The sequence below is a fragment of the Comamonas antarctica genome (genome assembly GCF_013363755.1).
Lineage (GTDB): Bacteria > Pseudomonadota > Gammaproteobacteria > Burkholderiales > Burkholderiaceae_C > Comamonas > Comamonas antarctica.
On sequence record NZ_CP054840.1, the window covers coordinates 1,002,731 to 1,029,379 of the forward strand.

A 26,649-nucleotide genomic window follows, 5' to 3' on the forward strand; every position below is an offset into this window, starting at 1 on the left:
ACGCTTCATGTTCAAGGCTGAACGACAACAGAAAATTCTGGCGCGCATGCAAGAGACCACCTCGGTCACCGTCAAGGACCTAGCCAAGGTCTTTTCCACTTCCCCCATAACCATCCGGCGCGACCTCATTGAACTGGGCGAGCTCGGCCTATTGGAACGTACCCACGGTGGTGCCATAGCCGCTCAGGAGGTCTTTGCCGAAGGCTCTGCGCGTTACGAGATGTACAACTATGGCGAGCGCAACGATCAGCAGGCACAGGAGAAAGCGGCGATTGCGGAATGCGCAGCCCAGTTCATTAGCGATGGCGACAATATTCTGATCAACGGAGGCACTACGGCCCACGCGCTGGCTCAAGCTTTGCGAGGTCATCAGAATCTGTACGTGATCACAAATGGCCTTTCCGTGGCCAACGTGCTCGGGCAAGGGCTGCACGCTAATGTCTACGTGCTGGCCGGCCGCCTAGATGCCCGCAAACAAGCCACTGTCAGCCGCCCCAGCGACGAAGGCCTGCCTCATCTGCAAGTGCGTGAGGCCTTCTTGGGCGTGCATGCATTGTCTGCCCAAGGAATTTACATGCGTGACCCGGAAGACGCCGACATGAACAAGGCCTTCATGGGCGCTGCCAGCCGCGTAACGGTGCTGGCTGATTACACCAAGCTACACGCCTTTGCCAGCTTCCGCATTAACGACTGGTCTTCGGTACAACGGCTAGTCACCGATGCGAAGGCCGACCCCGACATCCTCAATCTCCTTCGCCAGCAAGGAGTGGAGGTGGTAGTCGCTGCCTGAGCGGCTAGTTGCGCTACCAAGCATAGCCTATCACCCTGTGATGCGATACATCAAGCACGTGCGCGCCACTCAGCAAGTGGTTGATCCACGATGTCGATTGGGCTTGCACATGACATTCGTCCACCTAGCGCTTACTGGTTGTTACGAGGCAGCGGTGTGCAACATTAGCCACCAAGCAGGTAAGTGGGCTCTTGGTCCAAAAAGTCTTCCAGGTGGATCAGTACTTGCTCGGGCGAAAGCATCAGCACGCCGTATTGGGGACCTTCGTTTTTGCCCACGATGCGCAGCGAGGGGTCTTGTAACACCAATGCCACTTGGTGATTGGTGCCCCGCAAGGTGGAGTAGGGGATACCTTTGAAGGATCCCAAAATCGGGCGATGGATGTGTCCAAAGAAGAAGTGTGCGATCTTGTGCTGAAGTCCTTCGATGGCAGTTTCAAAGGGTTTGGTGTTCAGCAAGGAGATTTTGTCCATGCTGGTTATGCCAATAGGGAAGAAGGGGTGGTGCATGAACAGCAACACGGGCTTGTTAGCTTGCTCAAGCTGAGCTCGCAGCCAAAGAGCACGTTTCTCGCAAAACACGCCCCAGTGCACGCCAGGCTCGTTGGTATCGAGAAAAATGGCGGTTTGATGTTCGAGTTCAAGCACATATTGCACAAAGCCGTGCTCGTCTCGTGCAATGTGGGCAAAGTGCTGCTGGAAGTTGTTGCGGCTGTCGTGGTTGCCCAAGATGGGGTAGACGGGCATGGACAAGCCACTTAGGCACTCGCGTAAATGCACATAGGCTTGCTCGTGGCCGTAGTGGGTCAAGTCGCCTGTGATGAACACCGCACGTGCATCGGCATGGTGTTGCTGAATGTGGGCCACGGCTTGCTGCAGGCGTTGCTTAGGGTTCAGTCCGTATAACAGGCCGTTGCCGTCTTGCACGAGGTGGGTGTCTGTCAGGTGGATGTATTTGTCGAAATGAGGCATGGGCAGTGATGTGGCTGTTAGCGTGCTGGGGGCTAGGCTGCGTGAGGTCGGGGCATGTGCTCACACAAGGCGTGCAAGCGCATGCTCCAAAGCGTGCAGTTCTGATGTTTAGTCGAGAAGTTTTTGCACGTCGGCAGACATGGCCTTGAGTGCATCGGCGGGTTGCTTCGAGCGGTCGAACACAGTTTGCACGTGGTCATCAATTACGTCAGTGATTTTTAAGCCGTTCTGGCCAGGGAAGGCATACCAGCCAGTCAACCAAGGAATCTGCTTCACCGCGGTGTACTGGTTGGGGTTGCTTTCGTAGTAGCCTTTGAGTGCCTTGGGGTCGTCAATTGGCAAGGTGTTGGCTGGGAAGTAGCCGGTGTTTTTGGTCATAACCGTGGCTCCTTCGGGGCCGGTGGCGAACTTGATGAACTCCCACGCGGCCTTTTGGCGCTCGGGGTCCTTGGCAAACATCATGGCTACGTTGCCTCCTGCAGGTACTTTGCCGCCTTTAGTGGTTACGGGGAACATCCCGGTCACCAGTTTGAAACGGTCGCCAATTTGCTTTTCCATCACGCCCAAGCGTGAGGTGGACGACGACAGCACGGCCAGCTTGCCAGCCGCAAACATTTGCGCTGCTTCTTTGTAGCTGATGTTGGCCATGGTGCCGTTTTGCACCATGGAGCTCATGGTGTTCATGGCTTTGAGGCCCTTGGCATCGTCAAATGCCACCTTCTTTTCGGTGCTGTCGAGAATCTTGCCGCCATCGGCAAACAGCAGCGCCTGCCACAACCAGTTCCCGGTGATGCCCCAGTCGAAGTAAATGCCGCCCGTTTGTGGGCTGGCTTTACGTGAAGCTTCGCCGAGCTTGATGATATCGTCCCAGGTCTTGGGCAGTTGATCGACGGTGGTACCTGCCTTGTTCACCAAGTCCATGTTGTAGTAGACGATGGGGGTGGACAGAGCAAAGCCAATGCCGACCTGTTTGCCTTGAATTTGCCCCAGCTCCATCAGCGATGCGCTGTAGCCGCTCTTGTCCCAGTTCTTTTCGGCTTGGATGAAGGGCTTCAGATCCACAGCAATGCCGCGGTCCACAAAGATGCGCTGGCGGTTCAGACCTTGAAAAGACACATCGGCCAGTTGCTTGGTCACTGCATGGCGTAGTGCTTGCTGGGCGGCCACTTCGTAGTCAGGCGTGGGTGCACGGAACTTGACCGAGTAATCAGGGAACTTCTCGTTGAACTTTTTGGCGATGACTTCTTGAGTCTCGTTGAACATCTCAGGGTAGACGTAGTCCACCACGAGCTCGATTTTGGCGGCATGGGCAGCACCCATGGTGCAGAGCACGGTTGTAACAGCTGCAATGAATTTCAGTTTCATCATGACTTCCTTCAAGCTTTGACACCTGAAAAGGTGACACCTTCGATAAAGCGCTTTTGCGCGAACAAGAAAAAAACAACCAGGGGAATGGTGATCAGTACCGTGCCGGCCATCAGCGGGCCGTAATCGTTGCCGGCTTCTTCGTTGGCAAAGAACATGGTTCCCAGCGGGGGTGTAGCGAGGTCTTGGGTATTGATGACGAGCAGGGGCCAGAAGTAGTCGTTCCAGTGCCAGACCACCGAGAAGATCGAAAAAGCGATCACGGTAGGCATGCAGGCCGGCAGCAGCACGCGCCACACCAACTCGAACTCACCCATGCCATCTAGCCTTGCGGCGTGGATGAGGTCATCGGGAATGCTTTTGATGGACTGCCGGAACATGAACATGCCAAAGGCAGACGCGATGAAGGGCAGGATCAAGGCCGAGTAGCTGTCGAGCAAACCTAAGTGATACAAAAAGATGTACAGCGGAATGGCAGTGGCCTGAAATGGCACCATCAGTGACAGCATGGTTAAGCCCCATGCGAGGTCATGGCCGCGAAACTTGATCTTGGCGAAGCAGTAGGCGGCCGGAAATGCCAGCGCAATTTGTACGACCAAAATGCCAGCGCACACCACCACACCGTTGAGCAAATATCGCAGCAGCGGTACGCGTGTGAGCGCTGCGCTGTAGTTTTCCCAGGCAGCCCATTCGCGGGGGATGAGGTTAAAACCTGCATCGAAAATCTCACTCGCGGGCTTGAGTGAGATCGATAGCATCCACACAAAAGGCAGCAGATAAATGAGGGCTAGACTCATCAACACGACATGGCGCGCAAAGCGGCTGGCCAAGGAGGGGGATAAGGGATCGGCCATCATCAGTAGTGCGTCCTTTTTTCCATGCCCTTGTGCTGAATAAGCGTGAGCACAAAGATGCCGGTCACAAACACGACCGTCATAGCCGAGGCATAGCCCATCTTGAAAAATCCAAATCCTTCGGCGTAAATGCTGTGCAGCAGCACATCGGTGGCCTTGTTGGGACCACCCTGTGTCATCACATGCACGGTGTCGAATACCTGTAGGGCGCGAATGGCACAGATCGTCACCACGAACAACATGGTGGGGCCGAGCAAAGGTAAGGTCAGGCGAAACATGCGATCCAGCGGATGTGACATACCATCAAGCCAAGCAGCTTGGCGCAGCTCATCTGGAATACCTTTGAGACCCGCCAAAAACATCACCATGGCTAAGCCTGACATTTGCCAGATGCCAATGGCAGCCAACGTTGGTAACGCCAGTTCGTAATCTTTGAGCCAGTTGAAGGGCCCGACCCCAATCAATGCGAGCAACTGATTGAGCAATCCCATCGTGGGGTGCAATATGAACTGCCACACCACCGCCATGCCAATGAGGGTAGAGGCCACGGGCAAAAATAGTGCCGTGCGGTAGAAGCCGCGCCAACTTGTATGGCTTTCAACCAGCAAGGCGCTGACCAAACCCACGGTGATGCTGCCCAGTGACACCCACAGCAGATAGTGCACCGTGTTGGTAAAGGACTTGCGAAATCCTGCGTCGTCCCACAGTTCGCGGTAGTTGTCCAGGCCGACCCATGCAAACTGGTCGGATCCAAACTGCCAGTCGGTCAGCGACATCACTGCCACCAGGCACATGGGCACCAGCAGCAGCAAAACCGTCAAGATCAAACTGGGTAGCAGCATGAGCGAGGTTTGCAGACGTGAGATGTGCATGCTTATGCCTCCAGACGGCGACCATGCGCATCAAAAAATATCAGCTCTGAAGGCTGTATGTATAGGGTGACGGTTTGTGTCTCATGTACTGGCTGGGTGGCCTCGGTTTGTATGGTCATGGCTTCGTGATGCTCGCCTTGTGCCACCACTACTTTTTCGCTGCCCGCGTACTCTACCGACTGCACCTGTGCCAAAACGCTCCAGCAACCTGTTTGTGTTGTCCACATGAATTGGTGCGGGCGAATGCCTACGACAACGGCCGAAGTTGGCGGCAACACACCATCATTCAGCTTCACCGCAGAAAGCGGCAACAGATTGATGCGAGGTGAGCCCACGAAGCTCGCCACTTCTTGGCTGGCAGGGCGCTTGAACAAAGCCTCAGGGGTGTCGAGCTGTAAGATCTTTCCGTTCTTCATCACAGCCACACGGTCAGACATGGACATGGCTTCGTGTTGGTCGTGCGTCACGTACACAAAGGTTACGCCGAGTTTGCGGTGCAACGCGCGAATCTCGGCGCGCAAGGCCTGACGCAAGTTGGCGTCGAGGTTGGACAAAGGCTCGTCGAATAAAAACAGCGAAGGCTTGCGTACCATGGCGCGAGCGAGTGCTACGCGTTGTCGCTGTCCGCCCGACAACTGCGAAGGCTTGCGTTGCCACAGGTGCTCAATGCCCAAGACCTGCGCCACCTGTTTACCCTCTTGCTCAATCTCGTTGCGAAGAGCACGTACCGAAGGGTTGAGGTACTTTATGCCCGGCAGGCGCTGCCAAAACGAGAGCTTGCGCATCAGCAAAGGCGTACTAATGTTCTCGCCTGCAGTCATGTGTGGATACAGCGCGTAGGTTTGAAACACCATGGCGCAATCGCGCTGTGCAGGTTTTTGGCTCAGCATGCTTTGGCCTTGGCTTTGAATGTCACCGCTGTCTGGTGCTTCGAGGCCAGCGAGCAAGCGGAGCAAGGTTGATTTACCGCAGCCAGACGCACCCAGCAAGGTCAAAAATTCTCCGTCGTGAATCTGTAAGTCCAACTGATCGAGGATGGTCGTGTCGCCATAGCGTTTAGAAATGCTACGAAGGTGGATGTCAGCCATGGCTTCAAGCCTCCAACATGTCGTTCAACTGCTCATAAGCATCAAACCTCAGTACGCTGGGCTCAAGCTCATGCATATTGCGGTGATAGCCGCGTACATGGGCTGCAAAAGCAACTTTCGCGGCGTGTGCGCAGCTGGCGTCGATTCCCGAGTCACCTACGAACAAGGTCTCGGATGGTGTGGCACCCAGCAGTTGCAGACAGGTATGCAAAGGCTCGGGGCTGGGCTTGGGAAAAGGTGTGTCATCGATGCAGACCACGGCTTCAAAAAAATCGCTAAGTTGGTGGTGGCGCAGCAGTTGCAGGCTACTTGCACGGTCGCGGTTGGTGCAGATGCCCAGCTTCAGGCCTTGAGCTTGCAGTCGGGCCAGCAATTCGGGTACGCCCAGGTACACGGTGGCGTTCAGCACAAAGCGGCTCAGGTAGCTGCGCATGAGTTGGGTTTGCGCTGCTTCTTGTTCGGAGCCTCGAAGATCCGCTTGTTGAGCAGCCAGTGCCAACATGGGAGCGATGCCTGCGCTCAACTCGAGCTTGAGAGAGGGCATATCCAGCGTGCGGCTGTTTAAGCCCTCGTGCAGCGTGGCCTGCAAGCTGGGCCAACTGTCGAGCAAGGTGCCATCCAGATCAAAGATGACAGTTTTGAATGGTTTTGCAAATTTCATGATCGAAATTTATCAATGGATCATGAAATATTCATGACATCGATCATTTTCGATCTCAATAGATCAATTTTTTACCGATGAAATGCGATGCGATTTTTTTCGTGGGCGGCGTTGTTGCATTACAGAGACTTCCCATAAAAGCAAGCGCTGATGGTTTTCTTTTTTGATAGACCTGACTGCCGTGTGATCACGATGCGTAAAACGAGGAACAGACTGCACATCTACAGACGGGGTTTTGCACTTTGGTGTGCGCCCCAAGAAACAAACCGCGCAGCAGGGCTCCATTCAAATCTCGTGATGTCCTTGGACTCACAATGCAACAAGCGAGCTTGTCTGCTGCTGGTCTGACCTGTCTATTGCATCTTTGATTTCACGTCTGGCAAGTTAAGGATTGGGGCTTAAGCGATGAGCTCGCTTGGCCTGGTACTGATATGGTTGGTTTCGTAGCTGCGCTGACGTGTCATCAACGCCCAGAGGATGCGAGCATTTTTATTGGCAAGAGCCACGACAGCTTTTTGCCATCCACTGCGCTGCCTCAATGCTATGGCCCATTGTGAGATGGGATCAAGGTTGTATTTACCTGTGAGAACGACGGCTTTAGCACCCTGTATCAACAGAGAGCGCAAGTAGCTGTCACCACGCTTGGTGATAGAGCCAAGACTGGATTTACCCCCGCTGGAGTTTTGTCTGGGCGTTAATCCCAGCCAAGCGGCGAACTGGGATCCATTCTTAAATTGTTTGAAGTCGCCAACGGTGGCCACAACAGCCGATGCACTTAGCGGCCCAAGCCCTTTGATGCCAGCAGCACGCTGAACTTGCTCATCATCTTTGTAATGAGCATTGATGCGCTGCTCACACCAATGAATATGGCTATCGAGTTCCTGCCAGTGCATCAATGCTTGGTGGAGCACAAGGCGAGCTGTGCCAGCAATCTCGTTGCTGGCATCCTCCAAGATGTCATGTAAATGCGCACGCAACACTCTGGGGCTTTGCGGCAAGACAATCCCGAACTCAGCGAGCAGGCCACGGATACGATTGATACATGCTGTGCGCTCTTCTTTGAAGCCTTCACGCAGCCGGTGCACACACAGCATGCCCTGTTGGTCGATGGATTTAACGGATACAAAGCGCATCTGCGGGCGGCTAGCGGCTTCACAGATGGCCGCAGCATCATTGGCGTCGTTTTTACCGCCTTTGCCTTGCATGCGATATGGAGTTACCAAGGCGGCAGCGATCATTCGTGCGTCTAGACCCATGCCTTGCAATTGTCTGCACCAGTGGTGAGCTCCACCGCAAGCCTCCATGGCAACCAAGCACCCAGCGGGCAATTGAGCGCACCATGCCAAGAACTTGCTGCGTTGAATTGGGCGGTTGGTCACGACGCTGCCTCGAGCATCTACCGCATGCACTTGCAGCACATTCTTGGCGATATCCACACCGACACGGACGATGGTTTGCATGGCACAGCTCCTAGTGAATGACGAATGAACTTCACTTACTTTGTACCTGACACTGCCCTGCAAACAGAGTCAAGAAAGTGGGAAGTCTTTCGTATTCAAATCCAGTTTGAGGCGAGTTACCCCCAACCCCGGCCGTGGCTATGCCACGGCTGCCGTATGAGGACGAATCCAAGCCGCAGTAATGCGCAAAACCCTCTTGAGAAAATCCCTGTGCTTTGCGATACACGCGTACGGCATTCCCGAAAGCCTTGAGCAAGGGGGAGCGGTCTGCATCGGTCATTGGTTTGCTTGCCATGGGGCGCAATGGTTACGATTCGTAGCAGTCTTGACCACAGTGCATCTGCACACGTGACAAAGCATCACGGTGTGCAAATACACGGTGTTAAACACTACGGTCTATGCGATCACGGTCTTTAAGATGACGGACTATGCGTACCATGGCGCAGCCGGTTTAGGGTGCCATCATCGGCGGCCTCAATGCCAGAGCCAGTGAGCGTTGGAGTGCCATCGGGATAAAACTCCTCCACAATCTCAGCGACTTCATCCGGCGCGTCTTCGAAGCAGCCATTGGCAAAGCCGTGGCGTGCAGCACTGTCCAAAGCCATCTGGTCAAAGCCTGCAGCCAAGCGCTCTGCAGCCAAGTCCTTGGCTTGCCCAATGGCAGCATTGAGCGATAGCCCTGAGCGCACGACCAAGTCTGCGTAATAAATGGCTGCGCGGTGTGACTGCGTAGTCGATTTGCCCCGCAGCTTGAGCTCCAGCGGCATACAGGCCAGGTGCCCACCAGAGACAGCAGCGAAGTACTGCAGTCGTGCAGCCAAGGTACGAATGCTGTTAAAGCCCGTGGTGCGAAACACAAAGCTGCCCAATTCATCGCTGTCACCGATGCTGACGTTCAGCCGCCCATAAGGCTTGCAGTTACCCAGCCCAAAACGACAGCTATCAGGACCGGGACATTCCATCGTCTCCAGCCCTTGATCCGTGACGCGCTTGCAGCTCTCCCCGTCACCCACGCAGACAGGACGCGCTGTGCTGCGGTCAAACATGCAGTAGTTGGCCCGCAGGTTCAGATCTGGGTCATTGAACAGAACGCGTACAGGAATGCTGCGCAGCTTGCGCCGTGGCGTACTGGCATCTGAAGACGCTTCACCTGGAACTCCCATCTTGTCTTTGAGCGTGCGCTTGGCACTGCGTGCGGGAATACTTTCACTTTGACTGTCGGAAGGCTCAGCGCCTTCCTTTATGCCGCCAACGGTGAAGGCATCTGGTTGGCTTTGGCGCAAAGCCTCATCCAACGGGTGTAGCACCCATTGTCCGCGCTGCTGGACTTGGGTGGTGATGGTGAATTCATCGTCTTTCTCTGGCAGGCGCTTGCCATTCTTTTCCACGACTTTGCCAATAGAAATTCGGCCAATGACGGGCGGGGTAATCATCAAACCTTTGATCATGTTTTGCTCCAAAAAAAGAAAGCTCCCGGTGGCATGGGCCACAGGGAGCGAGAGGGGGATGGATGTGGGAAGGATGGTCAGCTCAAGCTGGATACACGCAAAACCGCCGAGATCCAGGCCGTGTGGTGAGGTAGGCTTTGGACAGCTCGGGATGGTCTTTGACGAACTGCGCTGTGTCGAAGGCTTGCCCGTCTTTGCTGCGCCTCCAGGTCACGCTACCACCACAGGCAAACGTGGCTTTGTCTGCTTCGCCCATGTGGATCTGAATGGCCTGGCGCAGGCGTGCTTCCTGCTTTTGAGCGGCATCAAGCTGCTCCCGTGCAATCAGCAAGGCGTCGAACGTGGCATTGAGCTCTGGGTTGTCACTCATGTCCACTTCTTCACCGCCACTGTTGGGATAGAGGCAGCGCAGCGCTTTCTCAGCACTGTCAGAGCCATCTCCGGGAGGCGGCGTATTGCTTTCTACCAGTTGCCAGAATGCGCGCTCCATCTCGATCAAACGGGCAATCAATGCCTCATCCCGCTCAATGCGGAAGATGCGCAGCTCTTGTCCCCCAATGAGCACGGCCACATCTGCAGCCTTGTAGCCCGTGACAGCCAACTGGTGCATGACCTGCAATTGCACATACTCAGGCACGCCATCCTTCCAAAGGCGTGCACCGTGAATGCCTGCAGTCTTGCATTCCAGAATTTGCACCTCGGATGAACCCACCACCTCACGGTCCACATTGGCCAGCATCCAGGGATGCTTGGGATGCTGCAGCACGGCATTCACACGGCGTACCTTGTTGCCTGTGCGCTTGGTGTAGTGCGCAGCCACTATGGGTTCTAACAGCGTGCCCCAGAACATGGGGCTGGTGTCATCGTTGGGGTCTACCGCTGGCAGCAAGTCAGCCTTGCCCGTCTTTTGCATCCACAGCTCCAGTTGGGACTGATAAGGGTTAAGGCCCACTGCTGTAGCGGCATCGGAGCTACCAATGCCTGTACGACGAACCTCCAGCCAATCGTCTCTGGCTAGATCCTTGGTCGAGACCAGGCGCAACGCAGCCCCTTTGCGGGTGGCAGGTGCACGTACGGTAGACAGGCTCTGCAGATCCAGATTGGCATTGCTGAGCAAGTGAACAGACATACAAATCTCCTTGGCCCGCAGAAATTGCGGGCATAAAAAACCGCCTTAGAAGGCGGTTCGTGGTGGTGGAAAGTAGATGGGAAAGCCCAGAGGAGAAGGCCAGTAGGGCCATGTAAGCCAGCGTCTGAGCATGATCAAGACACCAGCTGCAAAGCGTGGTCCAAAGCACGCTGCTTGATCACAGCACCTTGGCCAAACCAAGCGCTGTCGAGACGGTTGTCTTGGCTGCGGGCTTGTTTTTCATGGTCAATGAACTCGGTCACAGAGCACAGCAAGCCCCAGGCAGTGTCTTTAGCGGCATGCATTTCAGCTCCCCGCCCATGGCCTTCGTAGAGCATCTGCACTTTCTTGAGTGCCCGCTCATTGGTCAGACCCACAGACAAGTCAGAGTTGGCATCTGTGTTGCAGATCACCTTGAGGAAGTAGTTCATCGCCTCGTGGGTTTTGACCTTGCGTTCAGCCAGTGTCTTCATGCGGTACATAAAGCTGTCCCACTGGCCAACTGCAACCCCCAACTGGCGTTTAACGGCCTGGGGATCAAACGAGGTGCTATGTGGCACCTTGACTGCACCCACGCCATCACGCAGGGCAATTGTCAATGTGTTGTTGCACACCACGCGCACTGTGGTTGGCATGGCCACCGTAGCCAGAGAACCATCACACGACGTAGCCAGCAACAAATAGCCGTTGACCACATCATTGCCTTTCAACGCAACAGATTTACCAGTGCGCGCCAATGCCCAGAACTTGCGGCCAGCTTTGAGCACGCCTGCAGTTTCCAACTCATAACCAGCTACTTCAGTCAGGTCGCGGTAGAACTCCAGTACCTCGCGGGGCTGAACCACGTTGTAGCGACTGCCCACTACGGACAGGGGTGCCTGCGTGTCGCTGCGGTAGAGCACCTTTTGTTCTGGAAACTCTTTGGGCTCGGCATATAGACCAGATAGGCCTGTATTTCCATCGGAGGCGAGATAACGCACCGGCGTTTCCTGAATGCGCCAGTCCATACCCGCAGCTTGTGCCCAGACATCAATGCTTTGTTTGGCTGGAAGGGAGTTGCCCAGTTCATGCCAAGGGGTTTGGCCAGCGTAGGCCATGGTTTCAATGAGGTGTGCCATCAGATTTCTCCTTAATTAATAAATGAGACGTATTCAAAAAAAGAATGTGAAGCGTCGCGCTAATAAACGACTCAGACCTTAAAAGTCTTTCCGCATGCGCAGCAGCGATAGTTATCAAACAGCACGAGGTCAATCTTGGCGCCAGCTTTAGCGCCAAGTTCACACCCAATGGCTGCAGCCGTCATGGCAGCAACCACGGCGCCGGCAACGCCATTGAAAGCGAATCCTGCTGAAGCAAGAGATGTGCTGGGGGGACTCGCAATTGCTAGTCCTCTGTTCGAGGCGAGAAAGCCTCCTGCAGCACCGACAGCACACCCAAGTACGGCACAGGCATATGTGACAGGTGTTCGATGGGTGACTTCCGCGTGCTCACAGAAGGGGCAAGACAGAAGCGAGGGTATGGATATTTCCAAAGTGGTCTCCTATACACAGCGACAAAAAAGCCCCTGCGCAGATACACAGGGGCTTGAGACGTTGGGTTGGTGAGGATCTGTAGATGACCTCAGCTTCGTGATATGTGGTTCAAAAAAATTAGAAATGAAAAAACAAGATTGCTAGTTGCAGTCCGATGCAGCCCGAACAGGACCGGATCAATCAGAAATCTAATGGTAGATGGTATGGTAGAAAGACTAGGGTGATAAATAAAAAAGCCCCTGAAAACAGGGGCTTAGAAGTATTCTTGGCGGAGGCTGTGAGATTCGAACTCACGGACGGTTGCCCGTCGGCAGTTTTCAAGACTGCTGGTTTAAACCGCTCACCCAAACCTCCTGAAGGACGCAATTTTACACATAGTTCGGAGGCCGGCGGCCCACGGCTTCAGTTTGCGCCGCCAAACACGATACGGTTGCGTCCGGCCGCCTTGGCGGCGTAGAGATGCTGGTCCGCACGCGTCACCGCGGCGTCGATGCTTTCGCCGTCTGCCAGCACCACGACGCCTGCGCTCAAGGTGATGCCCGAGCCGTCGGTCGGGATACGGGCCTGCTGCGCGATCTGGCGCATGCGTTCCGCGACGACGGAAGCGTTTTCCGGGACGTCCAGCACCATGAGCAGCACGAATTCCTCGCCGCCCCAGCGGCAGAACAGGTCGCTCTTGCGCAGGCCGGCCTGCAGGTTCTTCCCGAGTTGCTTGAGCACTTCATCGCCAATGGGATGGCCGTAGCTATCGTTGATCTTCTTGAAATGATCGATGTCATAGATCGCCAATGCCACCGCGAGGCGCTTGCGCCGGGCCAGGGCCAGAAGGGCCCGTGACTGTTGCTGCAAGCCGCGCCGGTTCAAGACCTGCGTCAGCGGATCGATCTGGGTCAGCCACTGGACTTCCGACACCGCGCGCCTGAGCCGCAGCGCCAGCACGAACAGGCCGCCCGACAGCAGCACGATGATCCAGGTATCGACGCTGCGCGCCGCGGCGGCCGCATAAAGGGTGTTGCGCGGGAGACGGTGCACCAGCGACAGATCGTCCTTGGCGACCTGGCTGTGCAGCCAGCGCGTGCCGTCGCTGTCTTTTTGCCACCGCAGCGTCCCGTCGGGCAGCGGCGCGCGCACCGGTTGGCCCGGGGTCATATCCGCCGCGCTGATGACCAGGCCCTCGCTGGCGTCGATCAGCAGGCTGCTGCCCGCGCTGCGGCCTACCGTGGTGAGACGCTGGAGCTTGTCCACGCCCAGGTCCAGCGCAACGATGCCCAGGAAGCGGTCGCCGTCATGGACCGGCTGGGCAAAAGTGACGACCATGCCCAGGCCGCCGGCATCGGGATACGGCCCGTGCAGCACGGTGCGCCGCGCGGGATTGTTGGCCGGGCCCGCGACGCTCCAATAGCGGCGCTGGTAGAGCGCCTCGGAAAAATGCACATGCTCGTCGCCGGACCGGGAGGCGAGGTAGAGAAATTTCTGTGCCGAGAGGTAGTACAGGCGAAAGACGTCGGGGTCGTACTTGAACGCCGAGCGTATCTGCGGCGCCATGGCCGCGGCGGCCAGGATTTCGCGCTGCTGCTGCGGCGATGGCTGCTGCGGCATGGGGCCGGTCACCACGGCCGTGCGCTGCGCATCGCCTTCGTCGGTACCAGGCAGCACCAACGGCAGCTGGATCTCCCATAACGCGCCATGCGGCTGCGTGGCGGGCAGCGCTGTGGCGCCGGGTGCTGGCGGCGCATGGTAATGCTGGCGCAGCAGCAAGGACATGACCTCGAGCTTGTCGAGGTTCAGCGTCACGAACTTCTGCACCAGCGCGGTCCGGCTGCTGAAGTTGTGCTCCGCCTGGAGCTGCACTTCGCGCAGCTGATGCACGAAGGAAACCGCCGCGGCCAGAAGCATCACCACGCCGCCCGTGGCAATCCAGAAGAACGCAGGTCGTCGCAGCAGGTTGGGAGGCATCGGGCAGCAAGGGGAAAGGAGGCAGCGGATGCGCCCGCCCGAAAGCAAGTGCAGCAGAGGGTCGCGGCAGGCGACCGCCACCGATTCTGCTTGCCACGGCGAACCACGGTCAAGCGGCCCGCGCCGCGCCGTGGCATAGGGGCGTCAGGCCTTGAGCAGCCCCTGGGTCTCGATGAAGGCGATCACCTGGGCCAGGCCTTCCTGGGTCTTGAGATTGGTCATGGCAAAGGGCTTGAGGCCCTTGGGCGTGGTGCGCATGCGCACGGTGTCGGCATGCATCACTTCCAGGTTGGCGCCCACATGCGGCGCCAGGTCGGTCTTGTTGATGATGAACAGGTCGCTCTTGGTGATGCCCGGGCCGCCCTTGCGCGGGATCTTCTCGCCCGCGGCGACGTCGATCACGTAGATCGTCAGGTCGGAGAGTTCCGGGCTGAAGGTGGCGGCCAGGTTGTCGCCGCCCGACTCGATGAAGACGATGTCGGCATCGGGAAACTGGCCCAGCATGCGGTCGATGGCTTCGAGATTGATCGACGCGTCTTCGCGGATCGCGGTATGCGGGCAGCCGCCGGTCTCGACGCCCATGATGCGTTCGGCGGGCAGCGCGCCGCTGATCGTCAGCAGGCGCTGGTCTTCCTTGGTGTAGATGTCGTTGGTGATGGCTACGAGGTCGTATTGCTCTCGCATGGCCTTGCAGAGCATTTCCAGCAGGGTGGTCTTGCCCGAGCCCACGGGGCCGCCGATGCCGACGCGCAGCGGGGGCAGCTTCTTGCTGCGGCGGGGGATGTGGTGTAGTGGCGAGTTCATGATCGGAACAGTCGTGAGTACTGGTTTTCATGCTGGGCCGAAAGAATCGCCAGCATGGGAGAAAAGGCCTGGCGCTGCGCATCGGGCAGGGCCAGGGCGTGGTCGACGGCCGCAGGGATGGCGGCGCTGAGCTGCGACAGGATGCGCTGGCCCGCGCTCTGGCCCAGCGGCACGGCCTTGATCGCGGCCTGCACCATGTTCTCGGCCCAGCCGAAGCTATAGGCCAGCAGCGCCGGGCGCGCGCTGGCGCCGCTGAAATGCGCGGCCAGCGAGAAGGCCAGCGGGTAGCTCGCGTCCTGCGCCGCCAGCCATTCGATGGCATCGAGCCGCGCCGCGTCTTCGCTGTACTGGTTGCGCAGCCAGGCGATCAGCGAGCGGCCCATCTGCTCGGTCTGCAGGCGCAGCTCGCTGCTTTCGCGCGTCTCGCGCACCCAGGCATTGAGCGCGGCCAGGCGGCTGCGGTCGTTGGCGTGCCACGCGGGCAGGGCCTGGGCCATCGCTGCCATGTCGCCGCGCGCCTGGGTCAGCTGCAACTGCTGCACCAGCCAGTGGGCGGCATCGGCTTCGCTCTGGACCCAGCCGCTGCTGATGGCCGCTTCCAGGCCCTCCGAGTACGAGAAGCCGCCGATCGGCAGCGCGGGCGAGGCCAGCCACATCAGCTGCAGCAGGCTTTGCGGCGCGACGGCGGGCGCGGCCCGCGCGGCAGCGGCCGCGGCTTGGCGCCGGCGCCAGGGCAGGGGAGCGCGTGTCGCGGTGGGGCTCGAGGTACGCAGGGCCATGGTTTTGGATTAGTGCGCGTGATTGCAGCCCGGGCCATGCACGTGGCTGTGCCCATGGTCATGGTCATGGCCGTGCGCGTGGCCATGTCCGTGGTGGCTGTGGCCATCATTGGTCACATGGCCGCCATAGGCGCCGCCCTCGGGCTCGAACGGCAGTTCGCTTGCAACGACCGTGAGATGCATGCTGCGCAGCATGTCTGCGAGCACATGGTCGGGTTCGATCTTCAGATGGTCGGGCTGCAGTTCGATCGGCACATGGCGGTTGCCCAGATGGTAGGCGGCGCGCATCAGGTCGAAGGGCGTGCCATGCGTGGCGCAGGCGGTGATGTGCAGCACCTTCTGCGGCGCGGCAATGACGCGCACCATCGAGCCATCTTCGGCAATGAGCACATCGCCGCCGCGAACGGCCTGGCCGCGCGGCAGGAACACGGCCAGCGAGCGGCCTTGCGAATCGGTGGCGGCAAAGCGGCTTTTCTGGCGCACGTCCCAGTCGAGTTCGATGGTGGCGGCGCGCTGCAGCAGAACGCGCGCCAGGCCTTTGCCTTGGGGGATGAGTTTCTGGAGGGAGAGCATGGGTACTTGTGGAGTGAGGTGGCGTCAGTGGGGCACTTGAGCGGGGACGTTCATCCTTCGACGGAGCTCAGGACGAACGGAAATAACCGCCGTTCGTCCTGAGCCTGTCGAAGGACGCTTTAGGGCGTAACGGCAAATCGTTTTAGCATGTCCCCCATGACCACCCCGACCGAACTTCCTCCCCATATCCCCTGCGGCTGCCCGCTGGTGGCCGTGTATGGCACGCTGCGCCGCGGCGGCAGCAACGATATCCGGCGCTGGCAGTCCGATGTGCGCTGGCTCGGGCATTGCCGGCTGCCGGGGCAGCTCTATGACCTGGGGCACTACCCTGGACTGATACTCGATGGCAGCTGCAAGGTGCTGGCCGAGGTCTATGAACTCACGCCCCGGCTCGAGCGCGAACTGGACCGCGTCGAGGAAGTCTGGCCCGTGGACATCGGCGAATACGCCAAGCGCATCATCGATGTGGAGCTGCTGCCGCTCGATGGCGGCGACCCGCGGCCCGTGCAGGTGCTGGTCTACGAGGCGCAGCCCGCGGGGGTGCACGAGCGCGCGCTGATCGATGACGACGACTGGCTGGGCTGGTGGACACGCCAGGAGCGCTGAAGCCGTCACCGCGCCACCTTCAGAACAGGAAATAGCGCTGCGCCATGGGCAGCGACACCGCTGGCTCGCAGGTCAGCAGCTGGCCGTCGGCGCGCACGCTGTAGGTCTGCGGATCGACTTCCATCGCCGGCACGTAGTCGTTGTGCAGCATGTGGCGCTTGCCTATGCCGCGGATGTGCTTCACGGCCGACAGTGGCTTGGCCAGCCCGAAGCGCTCGCCAATGCCGTTCGCCAGGCCGGCCTGCGAGACAAAGGTCAGCGACGACCGGGCCAGCGCGCCGCCATACGACGCGAACATCGGCCGGTAATGCACCGGCTGGGGCGTGGGGATCGAGGCGTTCGGGTCGCCCATCGCCGCCATCGCAATGCTGCCGCCCTTGAGGATCAGCGCCGGCTTGACGCCGAAGAACGCGGGTTTCCAGATCACGATGTCGGCCCACTTGCCGATCTCCAGGCTGCCGACTTCATGGCTGATGCCATGCGCGATGGCCGGGTTGATGGTGTATTTGGCGATGTAGCGCTTGATGCGGAAATTGTCGTGGCGCGCCGTGTCGCCGGGCAGCGCGCCGCGCTGCAGCTTCATCTTGTGCGCGGTCTGCCAGGTGCGCAGTATCACTTCGCCGACGCGGCCCATGGCCTGGCTGTCGGAGCTGAACATGCTGATCGCGCCCAGGTCATGCAGGATGTCCTCGGCGGCAATCGTCTCCTTGCGGATGCGGCTTTCGGCAAACGCCAGGTCCTCGGCGATCGACGGGTCGAGGTGGTGGCACACCATCAGCATGTCGACATGCTCGTCGAGCGTGTTGATGGTGTAGGGCCGGGTCGGATTGGTCGAGCTGGGCAACACGTTTTCCAGTCCCACCACTTTCAGGATGTCGGGCGCATGGCCGCCGCCCGCGCCTTCGGTGTGAAAGGTGTGGATGGTGCGGCCCTTGAACGCGGCCACGGTGTCTTCGACAAAGCCGCTTTCATTGAGCGTGTCGGTGTGGATGGCGACCTGGGTGTCGGTGGCCTCGGCCACGCTCAAGCAGTTGTCGATGGCCGCGGGCGTGCTGCCCCAGTCCTCGTGCAGCTTCAGGCCGATGGCGCCGGCATCGATCTGCTCGTGCAGGCCCGCGGGCAGGCTGGTGTTGCCCTTGCCCAGGAAGCCCAGGTTCATCGGAAACGCATCGGCGGCCTGCAGCATGCGTTCCATGTGCCAGGGGCCGGGCGTGCAGGTGGTGGCAAAGGTGCCCGTGGCCGGGCCCGTGCCGCCGCCGATCATGGTGGTGATGCCGCTGGTCAGCGCTTCCTCGATCTGCTGCGGCGCGATGAAGTGGATGTGCGTGTCGACGCCGCCCGCCGTGACGATCATGCCTTCGCAGCTGATGATTTCCGTGCCCGGGCCGATGACGATGTCGACGCCGGGCTGGGTGTCGGGGTTGCCGGCCTTGCCGATGGCGACGATGCGGCCGCCCTTGAGGCCGATGTCGGCCTTGACGATGCCCCAGTGGTCGACGATCAGCGCATTGGTCAGCACCGTGTCCATGGCGCCCTCGGCGCGGCTTTTCTGGCTTTGCGCCATGCCGTCGCGGATGGTCTTGCCGCCGCCGAATTTGACTTCCTCGCCGTAGCTGCCCGCGGCCAGCGTGTAGTCGCGCTCGACTTCGAGCAGCAGGTCGGTGTCGGCCAGGCGCACGCGGTCGCCCGTCGTGGGGCCGAAGGTTTCCGCGTAGGCGCGGCGTTCCATGGTGGCCATCTCAGCGTTCTCCAGTCTGTGGATCCAGCGCGCCCTGGACCAGGCCGCGAAAGCCGTAGACCAGGCGCGCGCCTGCGAAGTCGACCAGTTCGACGGTGCGCTGCTGGCCGGGCTCGAAGCGCACGGCCATGCCGCTGGCGATGTTCAGCCGCATGCCATGCGCCGCGCCGCGGTCGAAGTCCAGGCCGGCATTGGTTTCGGCAAAGTGGTAATGCGAGCCGACCTGGATGGGCCGGTCGCTGGCGTTGCGCACCAGCAGCGTGGTGCAGCGGCGGCCCGTGTTGAGGGCGTGTTCGCCCGTGTCGAGAAGCAGTTCACCCGGCACCATGGCGCGCTCCTTCAGGCCAGCCGGGCCAGCATGAACACGCCCAGCGCGGCCGTGGCCGCACCGCCGAGCGCCGTGAGCAGGCGGTGGCGTTGCAATACGACGCGGCCCAGCGCCATGCCGGCCAGGTGCAGCACGGCCGAGCCCAGCGCCATGCCGGCCAGCGCGCCAAACGCCGCGAGGCCGGTGTCGCCCGCGAGTTCATAGCCATGCGCCGCGCCATGGAAGAAGGCAAACACGCCGGCCAGCGCCGCGGCCGCGCCCCAGGGCATCTTTTTCTGCAGTGCCAGCAGCAGGCCCAGCACCAGCACCGAGGCGGCAATCATGGGCTCGACGCCGGGCAGCGCCAGGCCCGCGAACCCCGCGAGCGCGCCGGCCACGAGCAGCGCGACAAACGCCGCGGGCGCGCGCCAGGCCGGGCGCACCGTGAGTGCGCTCCATGCGCCCACGGCGACCATGGCCGCGAGGTGGTCGGCGCCGGTGAACGGGTGGGCAAAGGCATGCAGCGCGGTGTCGAGCAGGCCGTGCGAATGCGCGCCGCCCGCGGCCGGGTGGGCCAGGGCGGCGAGGGGCAGCGCGGCAAGGGCCGCGGCGGCGGTGGCAATGAGGGGTTTGGCTTGCATGGCGATGGCGGATGGGAAGTTTTAGACGATGGGGTCGTGCACGGTCACGAGCTTAGTGCCGTCGGGAAAGGTGGCTTCGACCTGGATGTCGGGAATCATTTCGGCAATGCCGTCCATGACATCGGCGCGCGTGAGCACCGTGCGGCCCTCGCTCATCAGCTGGGCCACGGTCTTGCCGTCGCGCGCGCCTTCCATCACGGCCGCGCTGATCAGCGCCATGGCCTCGGGGTAGTTGAGCTTGAGCCCACGCGCCTTGCGGCGCTCGGCCAGCAGGGCGGCGGTGAACAAAAGCAGCTTGTCTTTTTCGCGCGGAGTCAGTTCCATGGCGTAGATGCGAAGGCGGTGCAGATGCCGGGTTTGCAGCAAGGTACGTGCCATGCTGCGACATGGCATGGAAGCTGCACGCGGTCCGAATGCCATGATTGAAGCCACTCCCGCTCCCCATTGCCCGCCGGCTGAACCCCTGGGCGCGCCCGCGCAGCAGCGCGTGGTGAAGGTGCGGCGCGACTACAACCGCTGGGTGGCCACCGAGACGCTCGAGGACTACGCGCTGCGCTACACGCCGCAGCGCGCGCGCCGCTGGTCGGAGTGGGGCGTGGCGCATACCGCGTTTGGCGCGGCGTCGTTCCTGATCCTCGAGGCCGTGGGCGCGACGCTGCTGGTGCAGTACGGCTTCGTCAACGCCTTCTGGGCGATCGTCTGCACCGGACTGATCATCTTTGCCGCGGGCCTGCCGATCAGCGTCTATGCGGCGCGCCACGGTGTGGACATGGACCTGCTCACGCGCGGCGCGGGCTTCGGCTACATCGGCTCGAGCATCACCTCGCTGATCTACGCCAGCTTCACCTTCATCTTCTTTGCGCTCGAGGCCGCGGTGATGGCCTATGCGCTCGAACTCGCACTCGACATTCCACCGCGCTGGGGCTATCTGATCTGCGCGCTGGTGGTGATTCCGCTGGTCACGCATGGCGTCTCGGCCATCAGCCGGCTGCAGGTCTGGACCCAGCCGCTGTGGCTGTTGATGCTGATCGTGCCCTTCGCGTTCGTGCTGATGCACCAGCCTGGGGTGTTTTCCGAGGTGCTGCACTATCCGGGTGCAGCCGCGCAGCGCGAAGGCCAGACGGCGGCCTTCAGCCTGCCTCTGTTTGGTGCAGGCCTCACGGTGGGCATCGCGCTGATCACGCAGATGGGCGAGCAGGCCGACTATCTGCGCTTCATGCCGGTGCGCACGCCCGCCAACCGCTGGCGCTGGTGGGGCGCGGTGATGCTGGGCGGGCCCGGCTGGGTGCTGCTGGGCGTGGCGAAGATGCTGGGCGGCGCGCTGCTGGCGTATCTCGCGATCTCGCAGGCCGTGCCGCCCGACCACGCCGTGGACCCGAACCAGATGTACCTCGCGGCGTACAACTACGTGTTCCCCGACTACGGCTGGGCCGTCGCGGCGACGGCGCTGTTCGTGGTGCTGTCGCAGCTCAAGATCAATGTCACCAATGCGTATGCGGGCTCGCTCGCCTGGAGCAACTTCTTCTCGCGCATCACGCACAGCCACCCGGGGCGCGTGGTGTGGGTGGTGTTCAACACGCTGATCGCCTTCATGCTGATGGAGATGAACGTGTTCCGCGCGCTGGGCGAGGTGCTGGGGCTGTACTCGAACCTGGCGATCGCCTGGATCATGGCGGTGGTGGCCGATCTGGTGATCAACAAGCCGCTGGGCTGGTCGCCGCGCGGCATCGAGTTCAAGCGCGCGCGGCTCTACGACATCAACCCCGTGGGCGTGGGCGCGATGGCTTTGTCGTCGCTGCTGTCGGTGGCCGCGCACCTGGGCGCGTTCGGACCGCTGGCGCAGGCGTTCTCGGCGCTGATTGCCATGGGCGTGGCGCTGGTCACCTCGCCGCTGCTGGCGTGGTGGACGCGCGGGCGCTACTACCTCGTGCCCACGGCCAGGAACACGGCGTGCGCCGCCATGCCCTCCACGGGGCCGCTGCGCCTGCAGCGCTGCGTGGTCTGCGAGCGCGAATACGAAGCGCCCGACATGGTGCACTGCCCGGCCTACCAGGGCGGCATCTGCTCGCTGTGCTGCACGCTCGATGCGCGCTGCGGCGACCTGTGCCGGCCGCAGGCGCATCTCGCGGTGCAATGGCGCACGGTGCTGCGCCGGCTGCTGCCGGTGAAGATGTGGCGGCTGCTGGACAAGGGGCTGATGCACTTCCTGCTGCTGATGCTGCTGATCGTGCCGACGCTGGCGGCGGTGGTCGGGCTGCTGTATCTGCTGGAACTGCAGACGCTGGGGCGCAGCCTGCCGGCCAGTGCTTTGACCGGCGCCGAGGCGGTGCTGCAGGCAGCACTGCTCAAAGTCGGCGTGGGCCTGGTGCTGGTCTCGGGCGTCGTGGCGTGGTGGCTGGTGCTGGCCCAGCACAGCCGCAAGGTCGCGCAGCAGGAGTCGAACCGACAGACCGGCCTGCTGGTGCGCGAGATCGCGCTGCACCGCGCCACCGACGGCCAGCTGCAGCAGGCAAGGCGCGCCGCCGAGGACGCGCGCACCGTGGCCGAGGATGCGCACCGCGCGGCCGATCTCGCCAACCAGGCCAAGAGCCGCTACATCAGCGCCATCAGCCACGAGCTGCGCACGCCGCTCAATAGCATCCTGGGCTATGCCCAGCTGATGGGCGAGGACCCGGACGTGCCGCCGCACCGGCGCCAGGCGGTGGCCGTGATCCGGCGCGGCGGCGAGCATCTGCTGTCGCTGATCGAGGGCACGCTGGACATCGCGCGCATCGAGTCGGGCAAGCTCGCGCTGCAGGTGCAGCCGATGCGGTTTGCCGCGGGCCTGCAGGAGATGGCCGGCATGTTCGAGCTGCAGGCCGCGGCCAAGGGCCTGGCCTTTCACTACGCGCCCGAGGGCCAGTTGCCCGAATGGGTGCGCTGCGATGAAAAGCGCTTGCGCCAGATCCTGTTCAATCTGCTGGGCAATGCGATCAAGTTCACCGCGCGCGGCTCGGTGACGCTGCGCGTGCGCTACAGCCGGCAGATGGCCCATGTGTCGGTGATCGACACCGGCCCGGGCCTGGGCGAGGACGAGCAGGCGCAGATCTTCGAGCCTTTCGCGCGCGGCTCGGGCGCGCAGTCGAGCGCGGGCGCGGGCCTGGGGCTGACCATGGCCAAGATGCTGACCGAGCTGATGGGCGGCGCGCTCACCGTGAGCAGCCAGCCGGGGCAGGGCGCGTCGTTCCATATCCGCCTGTTCCTGCCCTCGCTCGAGCGCGGGCCCACGCTGCAGCCCGTCATGCCGCGGCCCGTGGGCTATCTGGGCGCGGCGCGCCGGCTGCTGGTCGTCGACAACGAGGAGGCCGACCGCGAACTGCTGGCGCAACTGCTGGTGCCGCTGGGATTTGCCGTGCAGCACGCGGCCAACGGCGCCGAGGCGCTGGCGCTGCTGGGCGCGGGCTACCGGCCGCAGGCGATCTTCATGGATTTGGCGATGCCGGGCATGGACGGCTGGGAATGCCTGCGCCGGATACGCGAGATGTCGCTGGGCGAAGTCGCCTGCGCGATTGTTTCCGCCAACGCGTTCGACCGCGAGATGCCCAACGACGTGGGCATCACGCCGCAGGATTTCCTGGTGAAGCCGGTGCGCCACAGCGAGCTGCTGCAGTGGCTCGAAGACCGGCTGGAACTGGTGTGGCGCAGCGCGCCGGTGGCGCTGGCGCCCGCCGCGCAGCAATCGCCCACTCCGGCCGCAGCGGCGCCGGCCGCCGCCGCACTGGCCGGCGTGCCCGATGCCGCGCTGGCCGCGCTGCGCCAGGCGCTGGACTGGGGCTATATGCGCGGCGTCGAGCAGGCGCTGGCCCAGCTCGCGCTGGAGCATCCGCAGGCCGCTGCGCTGTGGCAGCGGCTGCAAGCGCAGGCGCAGCAGTTCCAGTTCGAGGCCATGGCGGCGCAATTGAATGACAAGGCTTGATGATGGATTCCTTCCCTGCGACCGCGCGTGATGCCAGCCTGGTGCTGATCGTCGACGACGTGCCCGACAACCTGGCCATGCTGCATGACGCGCTCGATGCCGCCGGCTACATGGTGCTGGTGGCCACCAACGGCGAGGCGGCTCTTGCGCGTGCCGCGCAGGCCCGGCCCGACATCGTGCTGCTCGATGCGCTGATGCCCGGCATGGACGGCTTCGAGGTCGCGCGCCGGCTCAAGGCCGATGCCGGCACGGCCCAGATTCCCATCGTGTTCATGACCGGACTGACCGAAACCGAGCACCTGATCGCCGCGCTCGCGGCCGGCGGCGTCGACTATGTGACCAAGCCCATCAAGCCCGCCGAGGTGCTGGCGCGCATGGGCGTGCACCTGGGCACGGCGCGGCGCGCGCGCGCCCAGCAGCAGCAGGCGCTGCAGGCGCGCAGCGCGCTCGATGCCTTCGGCCACGCCAGCCTCACGGTGCGCATCGCCGACGGCCGCGTGCTGTGGCAGACGCCGCTGGCGCGCGAGCTGCTGCGCCGCCACCTGGGCATCGACGGCCCGCGCCCGGCGCTGCCCGCCGAGATCACCGCCTGGATGCAGCGCCAGCAGCCGACGCTGGCGCAGCAGCCCGAGCCGCCGCGCTGGACGCTGGACCCGGGCGACCCGCCGGGCCTGGGCACGCTGGTGCTGCGCCTGCACCCGCCGTCACCCGAAGCCGAGGAGTCCGGCCCGGGCGAGCTGCTGCTGGTGATGCGCGAGGAGTCCGACCTTGCGGCGCGCGAGACGCTGCGCCAGGGCTTCGGCATCACCGGCAAGGAAGCCGAGGTGCTCTACTGGCTGGCCCAGGGCAAGATCAACCGCGACATCGCCGAGATCGTCGGCAGCAGCCCGGCGACGGTGAAGAAGCATCTGGAGCGCATCTACGCCAAGCTGGGCGTCGAGACGCGCACCGCGGCCGCGGCGATGGCGATGGCGCGGCTGCCGGGGTGATCGAAATCGGCAATCTCCGCCATCCAGATTTCCAAACCCGCAACTGCGCCGGCTTGCCTAAACTCGGGCGCATGACCTCAAGCTCCTCCGCCCACGACACTGCTGCTGCCAATCTTGATGACGCCACCCTGGCCTTTGCCGACAAGGTGTTCGATGCCGCGCGCAATGGCGACGCCGACAGCCTCGCCCAATGGCTGGCCGCGGGCCTGCCGCCCGATCTGCGCAACGCCAAGGGCGACAGCCTGCTGATGCTCGCCAGCTACCACGGCCATGCGGATGCGGCGCGGGTCCTGCTGCAGCACGGCGCCGATGCCGCGCTGGCCAATCTGCGCGGCCAGACGCCGCTGGCCGGCGTGGCCTTCAAGGGCGATCTGGCGATGGCCGAATTGCTGCTCGACCATGGCGCCGGCGTCGACAGTCCCTCGCCCGATGGCCGCACGCCGCTGATGTTCGCGGCTATGTTCAACCGCCTCGACATCATGCAATTGCTGATCGCGCGCGGTGCGCGCATCGACGCCACCGATGCCCAGGGCACGACGCCGCTGGGCTGCGCGCTGGCAATGGGTGCACAGGAGGCGGCGGCCGTGTTGCGCGCGCAGGCGGCTTAGGGCACCCCTCGACGATCGTTCCTGCTGAGCCCGCCTGCGCGGCCCGGTCGAAGGATGGACGTTGTGCTCGAATGCTCCTCGGGCCGCAGATGCCTCACCTCGATCACGACCATTTTCCGCGAAGCTTCGTCCAGCAACTGATCGATCTTCCGGCAATTGTCTCCATCCAGATTTGCATCCCATTCATCGAGCATGAGCAAGGTCGGCGCCATTGAAAGCGCATTCTCGATCTCCTTGACGCGTCTCTGGCCCGTTGACAGGCTGCTGTCGGCCTCAAGGAAACTGGTCTCCGGGTTGAGCAACAGCGCGTCCGCGGCCACCTCCTTGATGGCCTTGAGGAAGCTGGATTTTCCCGCGCCATTGGCTCCCGTCACGGTGAAGCGCCCGCGTGTCAGGCCTTTTCGACCCAATGCCTCCAGCAGCTCCGCGGGCGCCCACGTCCTTTCTACGCCCTCCACGGAAATGGCCTGCAGCGGCAGCTCATGCATGCGGAATCGGTCCAGCCCGGCGCAGAACCCGGCGAGATTGCGCAGCCTGGCACGCACCAGCAACAGCTGGCTCAGGGAGGCGCTGAGCGAATGGACATTGCCAAATACTTGCAGGCTGCGCGGCAGCAGGGCTACCAGCGCGCCCGCAATCGAGGCGGTGAACAGATCGGTGAACTGCAGGAGCGCAATCAAGGCCAGGGTGGAAATGATGATGGGGCTGCAGGCAACCACCTGCTCCAGCAGCACATACCGGTTGAGCGCGCCGAAGTAGCGCTGCATCTTCGCTTCCAGCGTGCAAAAGCCCGACGCACGCATCGCCGGGGTTCCAAACATGGCGCGGTCCCATGCAGGTTCGATGCCCACCAGCATGCGCTGCCGCCGTTGCTGCATTTCTCCCGCGGTGGATTCAATGCGGCGCCGCAGCACCATGACCAGCGCAAAGGAAAGCACCAGCGCAGCCGCCATGGCTGAAGCGATTTGCCAGCCGACGGCAAACAGGAACACCGCGAGCGTGAACACGATGTTGAGGCTCGCCGACAGCAGTTCGACCGACAAATTGCAGGCATGCCCGATGGTCGGCAAGGCTTCGCCGCCCAGCCATGGGGCCATGGATCTGCGGTTGCTCTGCGAAGCGTATTGCAGGCTGGCGGTGGCGCTGGAAAGCGTGGCGTTCGCGTATTCCTTCCAGATATGGTCGGCAGCACGGGTGGCGGCAAAAGCTGCCATTGAACTTGTGACGTATGCCGCCAGTGCCAAGCTGAAAAACAGCGATATGTCGCGCAGCACGCGGCCGATGTGTCCTTGCGCCAACGCGGTACCTGCCTTGGCGATGCAATAGGTGGAAAACGCGAGCAGCAGTTGTTGGGCCAGCGTCAGCCCCAGTGCGCAAAGAAGGTGCTTGTCGCGAAACAGCATGGTGCGGGTAGCCTGCGGAAGCCGGTGCAGATTTTGATAGTGAACCGGGATCGCGGGTGCGGCATGCCGGAAGAGGGCGCATTCTTCAAGACAGGCAAAAGGAATCGCCGCCCCATACGC

General features: G+C 61.8%; 24 protein-coding genes and 1 tRNA gene. 5 read left to right on the forward strand and 20 right to left on the reverse strand.

Going from position 1 to position 26,649, the window contains the following annotated elements:
• Positions 1 to 7 precede the first annotated feature (7 nt).
• A complete protein-coding gene (locus tag HUK68_RS04660) occupies positions 8 to 790 on the forward strand; it encodes a DeoR/GlpR family DNA-binding transcription regulator (protein WP_141567796.1) in 783 nt (260 codons plus the stop codon).
• Between the two features lie 164 nt (positions 791 to 954).
• Here the strand turns inward: HUK68_RS04660 and HUK68_RS04665 are convergent, their stop codons facing one another.
• The 15 genes from HUK68_RS04665 to ureE form a co-directional block, all read right to left on the reverse strand.
• Positions 955 to 1,761, reverse strand: coding sequence for a phosphodiesterase (locus HUK68_RS04665; RefSeq protein ID WP_019042136.1), 807 nt, complete (start codon positions 1,759 to 1,761; stop codon positions 955 to 957).
• Positions 1,762 to 1,869: 108 nt separating this feature from the next.
• The gene (locus HUK68_RS04670) at positions 1,870 to 3,126 is read right to left on the reverse strand and encodes an ABC transporter substrate-binding protein (RefSeq protein WP_141567795.1); all 1,257 of its coding nucleotides are present in this window, start codon (positions 3,124 to 3,126) and stop codon (positions 1,870 to 1,872) included.
• An 11-nt stretch (positions 3,127 to 3,137) separates the two neighbouring features.
• Positions 3,138 to 3,983: a carbohydrate ABC transporter permease gene (locus HUK68_RS04675; RefSeq protein ID WP_019042134.1), complete on the reverse strand. Its 846-nt coding sequence runs from the start codon at positions 3,981 to 3,983 to the stop codon at positions 3,138 to 3,140.
• On the reverse strand, positions 3,983 to 4,852 hold the full coding sequence (locus HUK68_RS04680; protein ID WP_019042133.1) for a carbohydrate ABC transporter permease: 870 nt from the start codon (positions 4,850 to 4,852) through the stop codon (positions 3,983 to 3,985). Before HUK68_RS04680 ends, HUK68_RS04675 begins: the two co-directional genes overlap by 1 nt.
• 2 nt (positions 4,853 to 4,854) lie before the next feature.
• Entirely contained in the window at positions 4,855 to 5,940 is a 1,086-nt protein-coding gene (locus tag HUK68_RS04685) for an ABC transporter ATP-binding protein (protein WP_019042132.1), read from the reverse strand.
• Positions 5,941 to 5,944: 4 nt separating this feature from the next.
• A complete protein-coding gene (locus HUK68_RS04690) occupies positions 5,945 to 6,601 on the reverse strand; it encodes an HAD family hydrolase (RefSeq protein ID WP_019042131.1) in 657 nt (218 codons plus the stop codon).
• 398 nt (positions 6,602 to 6,999) lie between these two features.
• The gene (locus HUK68_RS04695) at positions 7,000 to 8,061 is read right to left on the reverse strand and encodes an IS110 family RNA-guided transposase (protein ID WP_019042130.1); all 1,062 of its coding nucleotides are present in this window, start codon (positions 8,059 to 8,061) and stop codon (positions 7,000 to 7,002) included.
• 413 nt (positions 8,062 to 8,474) lie between these two features.
• Positions 8,475 to 9,509, reverse strand: a complete 1,035-nt coding sequence (locus HUK68_RS23210; protein ID WP_050872055.1) for a recombination directionality factor — start codon at positions 9,507 to 9,509, stop codon at positions 8,475 to 8,477.
• A gap of 82 nt (positions 9,510 to 9,591) precedes the next feature.
• A complete protein-coding gene (locus tag HUK68_RS04705; RefSeq protein ID WP_050872040.1) occupies positions 9,592 to 10,638 on the reverse strand; it encodes a YqaJ viral recombinase family nuclease in 1,047 nt (348 codons plus the stop codon).
• 134 nt (positions 10,639 to 10,772) lie between these two features.
• Positions 10,773 to 11,756 (reverse strand): DUF932 domain-containing protein, encoded by a 984-nt coding sequence (locus tag HUK68_RS04710; RefSeq protein WP_019043822.1) that lies wholly within the window; start codon positions 11,754 to 11,756, stop codon positions 10,773 to 10,775.
• A gap of 680 nt (positions 11,757 to 12,436) precedes the next feature.
• Positions 12,437 to 12,524 (reverse strand) — tRNA-Ser (locus HUK68_RS04715).
• Positions 12,525 to 12,572: 48 nt separating this feature from the next.
• A complete protein-coding gene (locus HUK68_RS04720) occupies positions 12,573 to 14,126 on the reverse strand; it encodes a GGDEF domain-containing protein (RefSeq protein WP_175503141.1) in 1,554 nt (517 codons plus the stop codon).
• Positions 14,127 to 14,270: 144 nt separating this feature from the next.
• Positions 14,271 to 14,930, reverse strand: a complete 660-nt coding sequence (ureG, locus tag HUK68_RS04725; protein WP_175503142.1) for an urease accessory protein UreG — start codon at positions 14,928 to 14,930, stop codon at positions 14,271 to 14,273.
• Positions 14,927 to 15,586 carry an urease accessory protein UreF gene (locus HUK68_RS04730; protein WP_244146322.1) on the reverse strand — a complete coding sequence of 220 codons (660 nt, stop codon included), beginning with the start codon at positions 15,584 to 15,586 and terminating at the stop codon, positions 14,927 to 14,929. Before HUK68_RS04730 ends, ureG begins: the two co-directional genes overlap by 4 nt.
• A 132-nt stretch (positions 15,587 to 15,718) precedes the next feature.
• Entirely contained in the window at positions 15,719 to 16,282 is a 564-nt protein-coding gene (gene ureE / locus HUK68_RS04735; RefSeq protein ID WP_175503144.1) for an urease accessory protein UreE, read from the reverse strand.
• 156 nt (positions 16,283 to 16,438) lie between these two features.
• Between ureE and HUK68_RS04740 the strand changes: the two genes are divergently transcribed.
• Complete coding sequence (locus HUK68_RS04740; RefSeq protein ID WP_175503145.1) at positions 16,439 to 16,888, forward strand: gamma-glutamylcyclotransferase family protein; 450 nt, start codon at positions 16,439 to 16,441, stop codon at positions 16,886 to 16,888.
• 19 nt (positions 16,889 to 16,907) lie between these two features.
• Here HUK68_RS04740 and ureC read toward each other — a convergent pair whose 3' ends face one another.
• From ureC to HUK68_RS04760, 4 genes are read right to left on the reverse strand one after another with little or no spacing between them, the layout of a single operon-like run.
• Positions 16,908 to 18,626 (reverse strand): urease subunit alpha, encoded by a 1,719-nt coding sequence (gene ureC, locus HUK68_RS04745; RefSeq protein ID WP_175503146.1) that lies wholly within the window; start codon positions 18,624 to 18,626, stop codon positions 16,908 to 16,910.
• Between the two features lies 1 nt (position 18,627).
• The gene (locus tag HUK68_RS04750) at positions 18,628 to 18,954 is read right to left on the reverse strand and encodes an urease subunit beta (protein ID WP_175503147.1); all 327 of its coding nucleotides are present in this window, start codon (positions 18,952 to 18,954) and stop codon (positions 18,628 to 18,630) included.
• A gap of 11 nt (positions 18,955 to 18,965) precedes the next feature.
• Positions 18,966 to 19,574, reverse strand: a complete 609-nt coding sequence (locus HUK68_RS04755) for a HupE/UreJ family protein (protein ID WP_175503148.1) — start codon at positions 19,572 to 19,574, stop codon at positions 18,966 to 18,968.
• A gap of 21 nt (positions 19,575 to 19,595) precedes the next feature.
• Positions 19,596 to 19,898 carry an urease subunit gamma gene (locus HUK68_RS04760; RefSeq protein WP_175505735.1) on the reverse strand — a complete coding sequence of 101 codons (303 nt, stop codon included), beginning with the start codon at positions 19,896 to 19,898 and terminating at the stop codon, positions 19,596 to 19,598.
• A 94-nt stretch (positions 19,899 to 19,992) separates the two neighbouring features.
• Between HUK68_RS04760 and HUK68_RS04765 the strand changes: the two genes are divergently transcribed.
• From HUK68_RS04765 to HUK68_RS04775, 3 genes are all read left to right on the forward strand, one after another.
• Complete coding sequence (locus HUK68_RS04765) at positions 19,993 to 23,529, forward strand: hybrid sensor histidine kinase/response regulator (protein ID WP_244146253.1); 3,537 nt, start codon at positions 19,993 to 19,995, stop codon at positions 23,527 to 23,529.
• A 2-nt stretch (positions 23,530 to 23,531) separates the two neighbouring features.
• Positions 23,532 to 24,518 carry a response regulator gene (locus HUK68_RS04770; protein ID WP_244146254.1) on the forward strand — a complete coding sequence of 329 codons (987 nt, stop codon included), beginning with the start codon at positions 23,532 to 23,534 and terminating at the stop codon, positions 24,516 to 24,518.
• Between the two features lie 71 nt (positions 24,519 to 24,589).
• Complete coding sequence (locus HUK68_RS04775) at positions 24,590 to 25,126, forward strand: ankyrin repeat domain-containing protein (RefSeq protein ID WP_175503151.1); 537 nt, start codon at positions 24,590 to 24,592, stop codon at positions 25,124 to 25,126.
• Here HUK68_RS04775 and HUK68_RS04780 read toward each other — a convergent pair.
• Positions 25,123 to 26,529, reverse strand: a complete 1,407-nt coding sequence (locus tag HUK68_RS04780; RefSeq protein ID WP_175503152.1) for an ATP-binding cassette domain-containing protein — start codon at positions 26,527 to 26,529, stop codon at positions 25,123 to 25,125. The two genes, HUK68_RS04775 and HUK68_RS04780, sit on opposite strands and share 4 nt — an antisense overlap.
• Between the last annotated feature and the right edge of the window lie 120 nt (positions 26,530 to 26,649).

Bases quoted from the DNA above. Each gene is read 5' to 3' on its own strand.
- HUK68_RS04720 (WP_175503141.1), bottom strand. From the start codon at position 14,126: ATGCCTCCCAACCTGCTGCGACGACCTGCGTTCTTCTGGATTGCCACG.
- ureC (WP_175503146.1), bottom strand. From the start codon at position 18,626: ATGGCCACCATGGAACGCCGCGCCTACGCGGAAACCTTCGGCCCCACG.
- HUK68_RS04770 (WP_244146254.1), top strand. From the start codon at position 23,532: ATGGATTCCTTCCCTGCGACCGCGCGTGATGCCAGCCTGGTGCTGATC.
- HUK68_RS04775 (WP_175503151.1), top strand. From the start codon at position 24,590: ATGACCTCAAGCTCCTCCGCCCACGACACTGCTGCTGCCAATCTTGAT.
- HUK68_RS04680 (WP_019042133.1), bottom strand. From the start codon at position 4,852: ATGCACATCTCACGTCTGCAAACCTCGCTCATGCTGCTACCCAGTTTG.
- HUK68_RS04755 (WP_175503148.1), bottom strand. From the start codon at position 19,574: ATGCAAGCCAAACCCCTCATTGCCACCGCCGCCGCGGCCCTTGCCGCG.
- HUK68_RS04710 (WP_019043822.1), bottom strand. From the start codon at position 11,756: ATGGCACACCTCATTGAAACCATGGCCTACGCTGGCCAAACCCCTTGG.
- HUK68_RS04695 (WP_019042130.1), bottom strand. From the start codon at position 8,061: ATGCAAACCATCGTCCGTGTCGGTGTGGATATCGCCAAGAATGTGCTG.
- HUK68_RS04685 (WP_019042132.1), bottom strand. From the start codon at position 5,940: ATGGCTGACATCCACCTTCGTAGCATTTCTAAACGCTATGGCGACACG.
- HUK68_RS04670 (WP_141567795.1), bottom strand. From the start codon at position 3,126: ATGAAACTGAAATTCATTGCAGCTGTTACAACCGTGCTCTGCACCATG.
- HUK68_RS04690 (WP_019042131.1), bottom strand. From the start codon at position 6,601: ATGAAATTTGCAAAACCATTCAAAACTGTCATCTTTGATCTGGATGGC.
- HUK68_RS04750 (WP_175503147.1), bottom strand. From the start codon at position 18,954: ATGGTGCCGGGTGAACTGCTTCTCGACACGGGCGAACACGCCCTCAAC.
- HUK68_RS04760 (WP_175505735.1), bottom strand. From the start codon at position 19,898: ATGGAACTGACTCCGCGCGAAAAAGACAAGCTGCTTTTGTTCACCGCC.
- HUK68_RS04730 (WP_244146322.1), bottom strand. From the start codon at position 15,586: ATGTGGCTGGCCTCGCCCGCGCTGCCGATCGGCGGCTTCTCGTACTCG.
- HUK68_RS04660 (WP_141567796.1), top strand. From the start codon at position 8: ATGTTCAAGGCTGAACGACAACAGAAAATTCTGGCGCGCATGCAAGAG.
- HUK68_RS04780 (WP_175503152.1), bottom strand. From the start codon at position 26,529: ATGCTGTTTCGCGACAAGCACCTTCTTTGCGCACTGGGGCTGACGCTG.
- HUK68_RS04665 (WP_019042136.1), bottom strand. From the start codon at position 1,761: ATGCCTCATTTCGACAAATACATCCACCTGACAGACACCCACCTCGTG.
- HUK68_RS04765 (WP_244146253.1), top strand. From the start codon at position 19,993: ATGATTGAAGCCACTCCCGCTCCCCATTGCCCGCCGGCTGAACCCCTG.
- HUK68_RS04675 (WP_019042134.1), bottom strand. From the start codon at position 3,983: ATGATGGCCGATCCCTTATCCCCCTCCTTGGCCAGCCGCTTTGCGCGC.
- HUK68_RS04705 (WP_050872040.1), bottom strand. From the start codon at position 10,638: ATGTCTGTTCACTTGCTCAGCAATGCCAATCTGGATCTGCAGAGCCTG.
- ureG (WP_175503142.1), bottom strand. From the start codon at position 14,930: ATGAACTCGCCACTACACCACATCCCCCGCCGCAGCAAGAAGCTGCCC.
- ureE (WP_175503144.1), bottom strand. From the start codon at position 16,282: ATGCTCTCCCTCCAGAAACTCATCCCCCAAGGCAAAGGCCTGGCGCGC.
- HUK68_RS23210 (WP_050872055.1), bottom strand. From the start codon at position 9,509: ATGATCAAAGGTTTGATGATTACCCCGCCCGTCATTGGCCGAATTTCT.
- HUK68_RS04740 (WP_175503145.1), top strand. From the start codon at position 16,439: ATGACCACCCCGACCGAACTTCCTCCCCATATCCCCTGCGGCTGCCCG.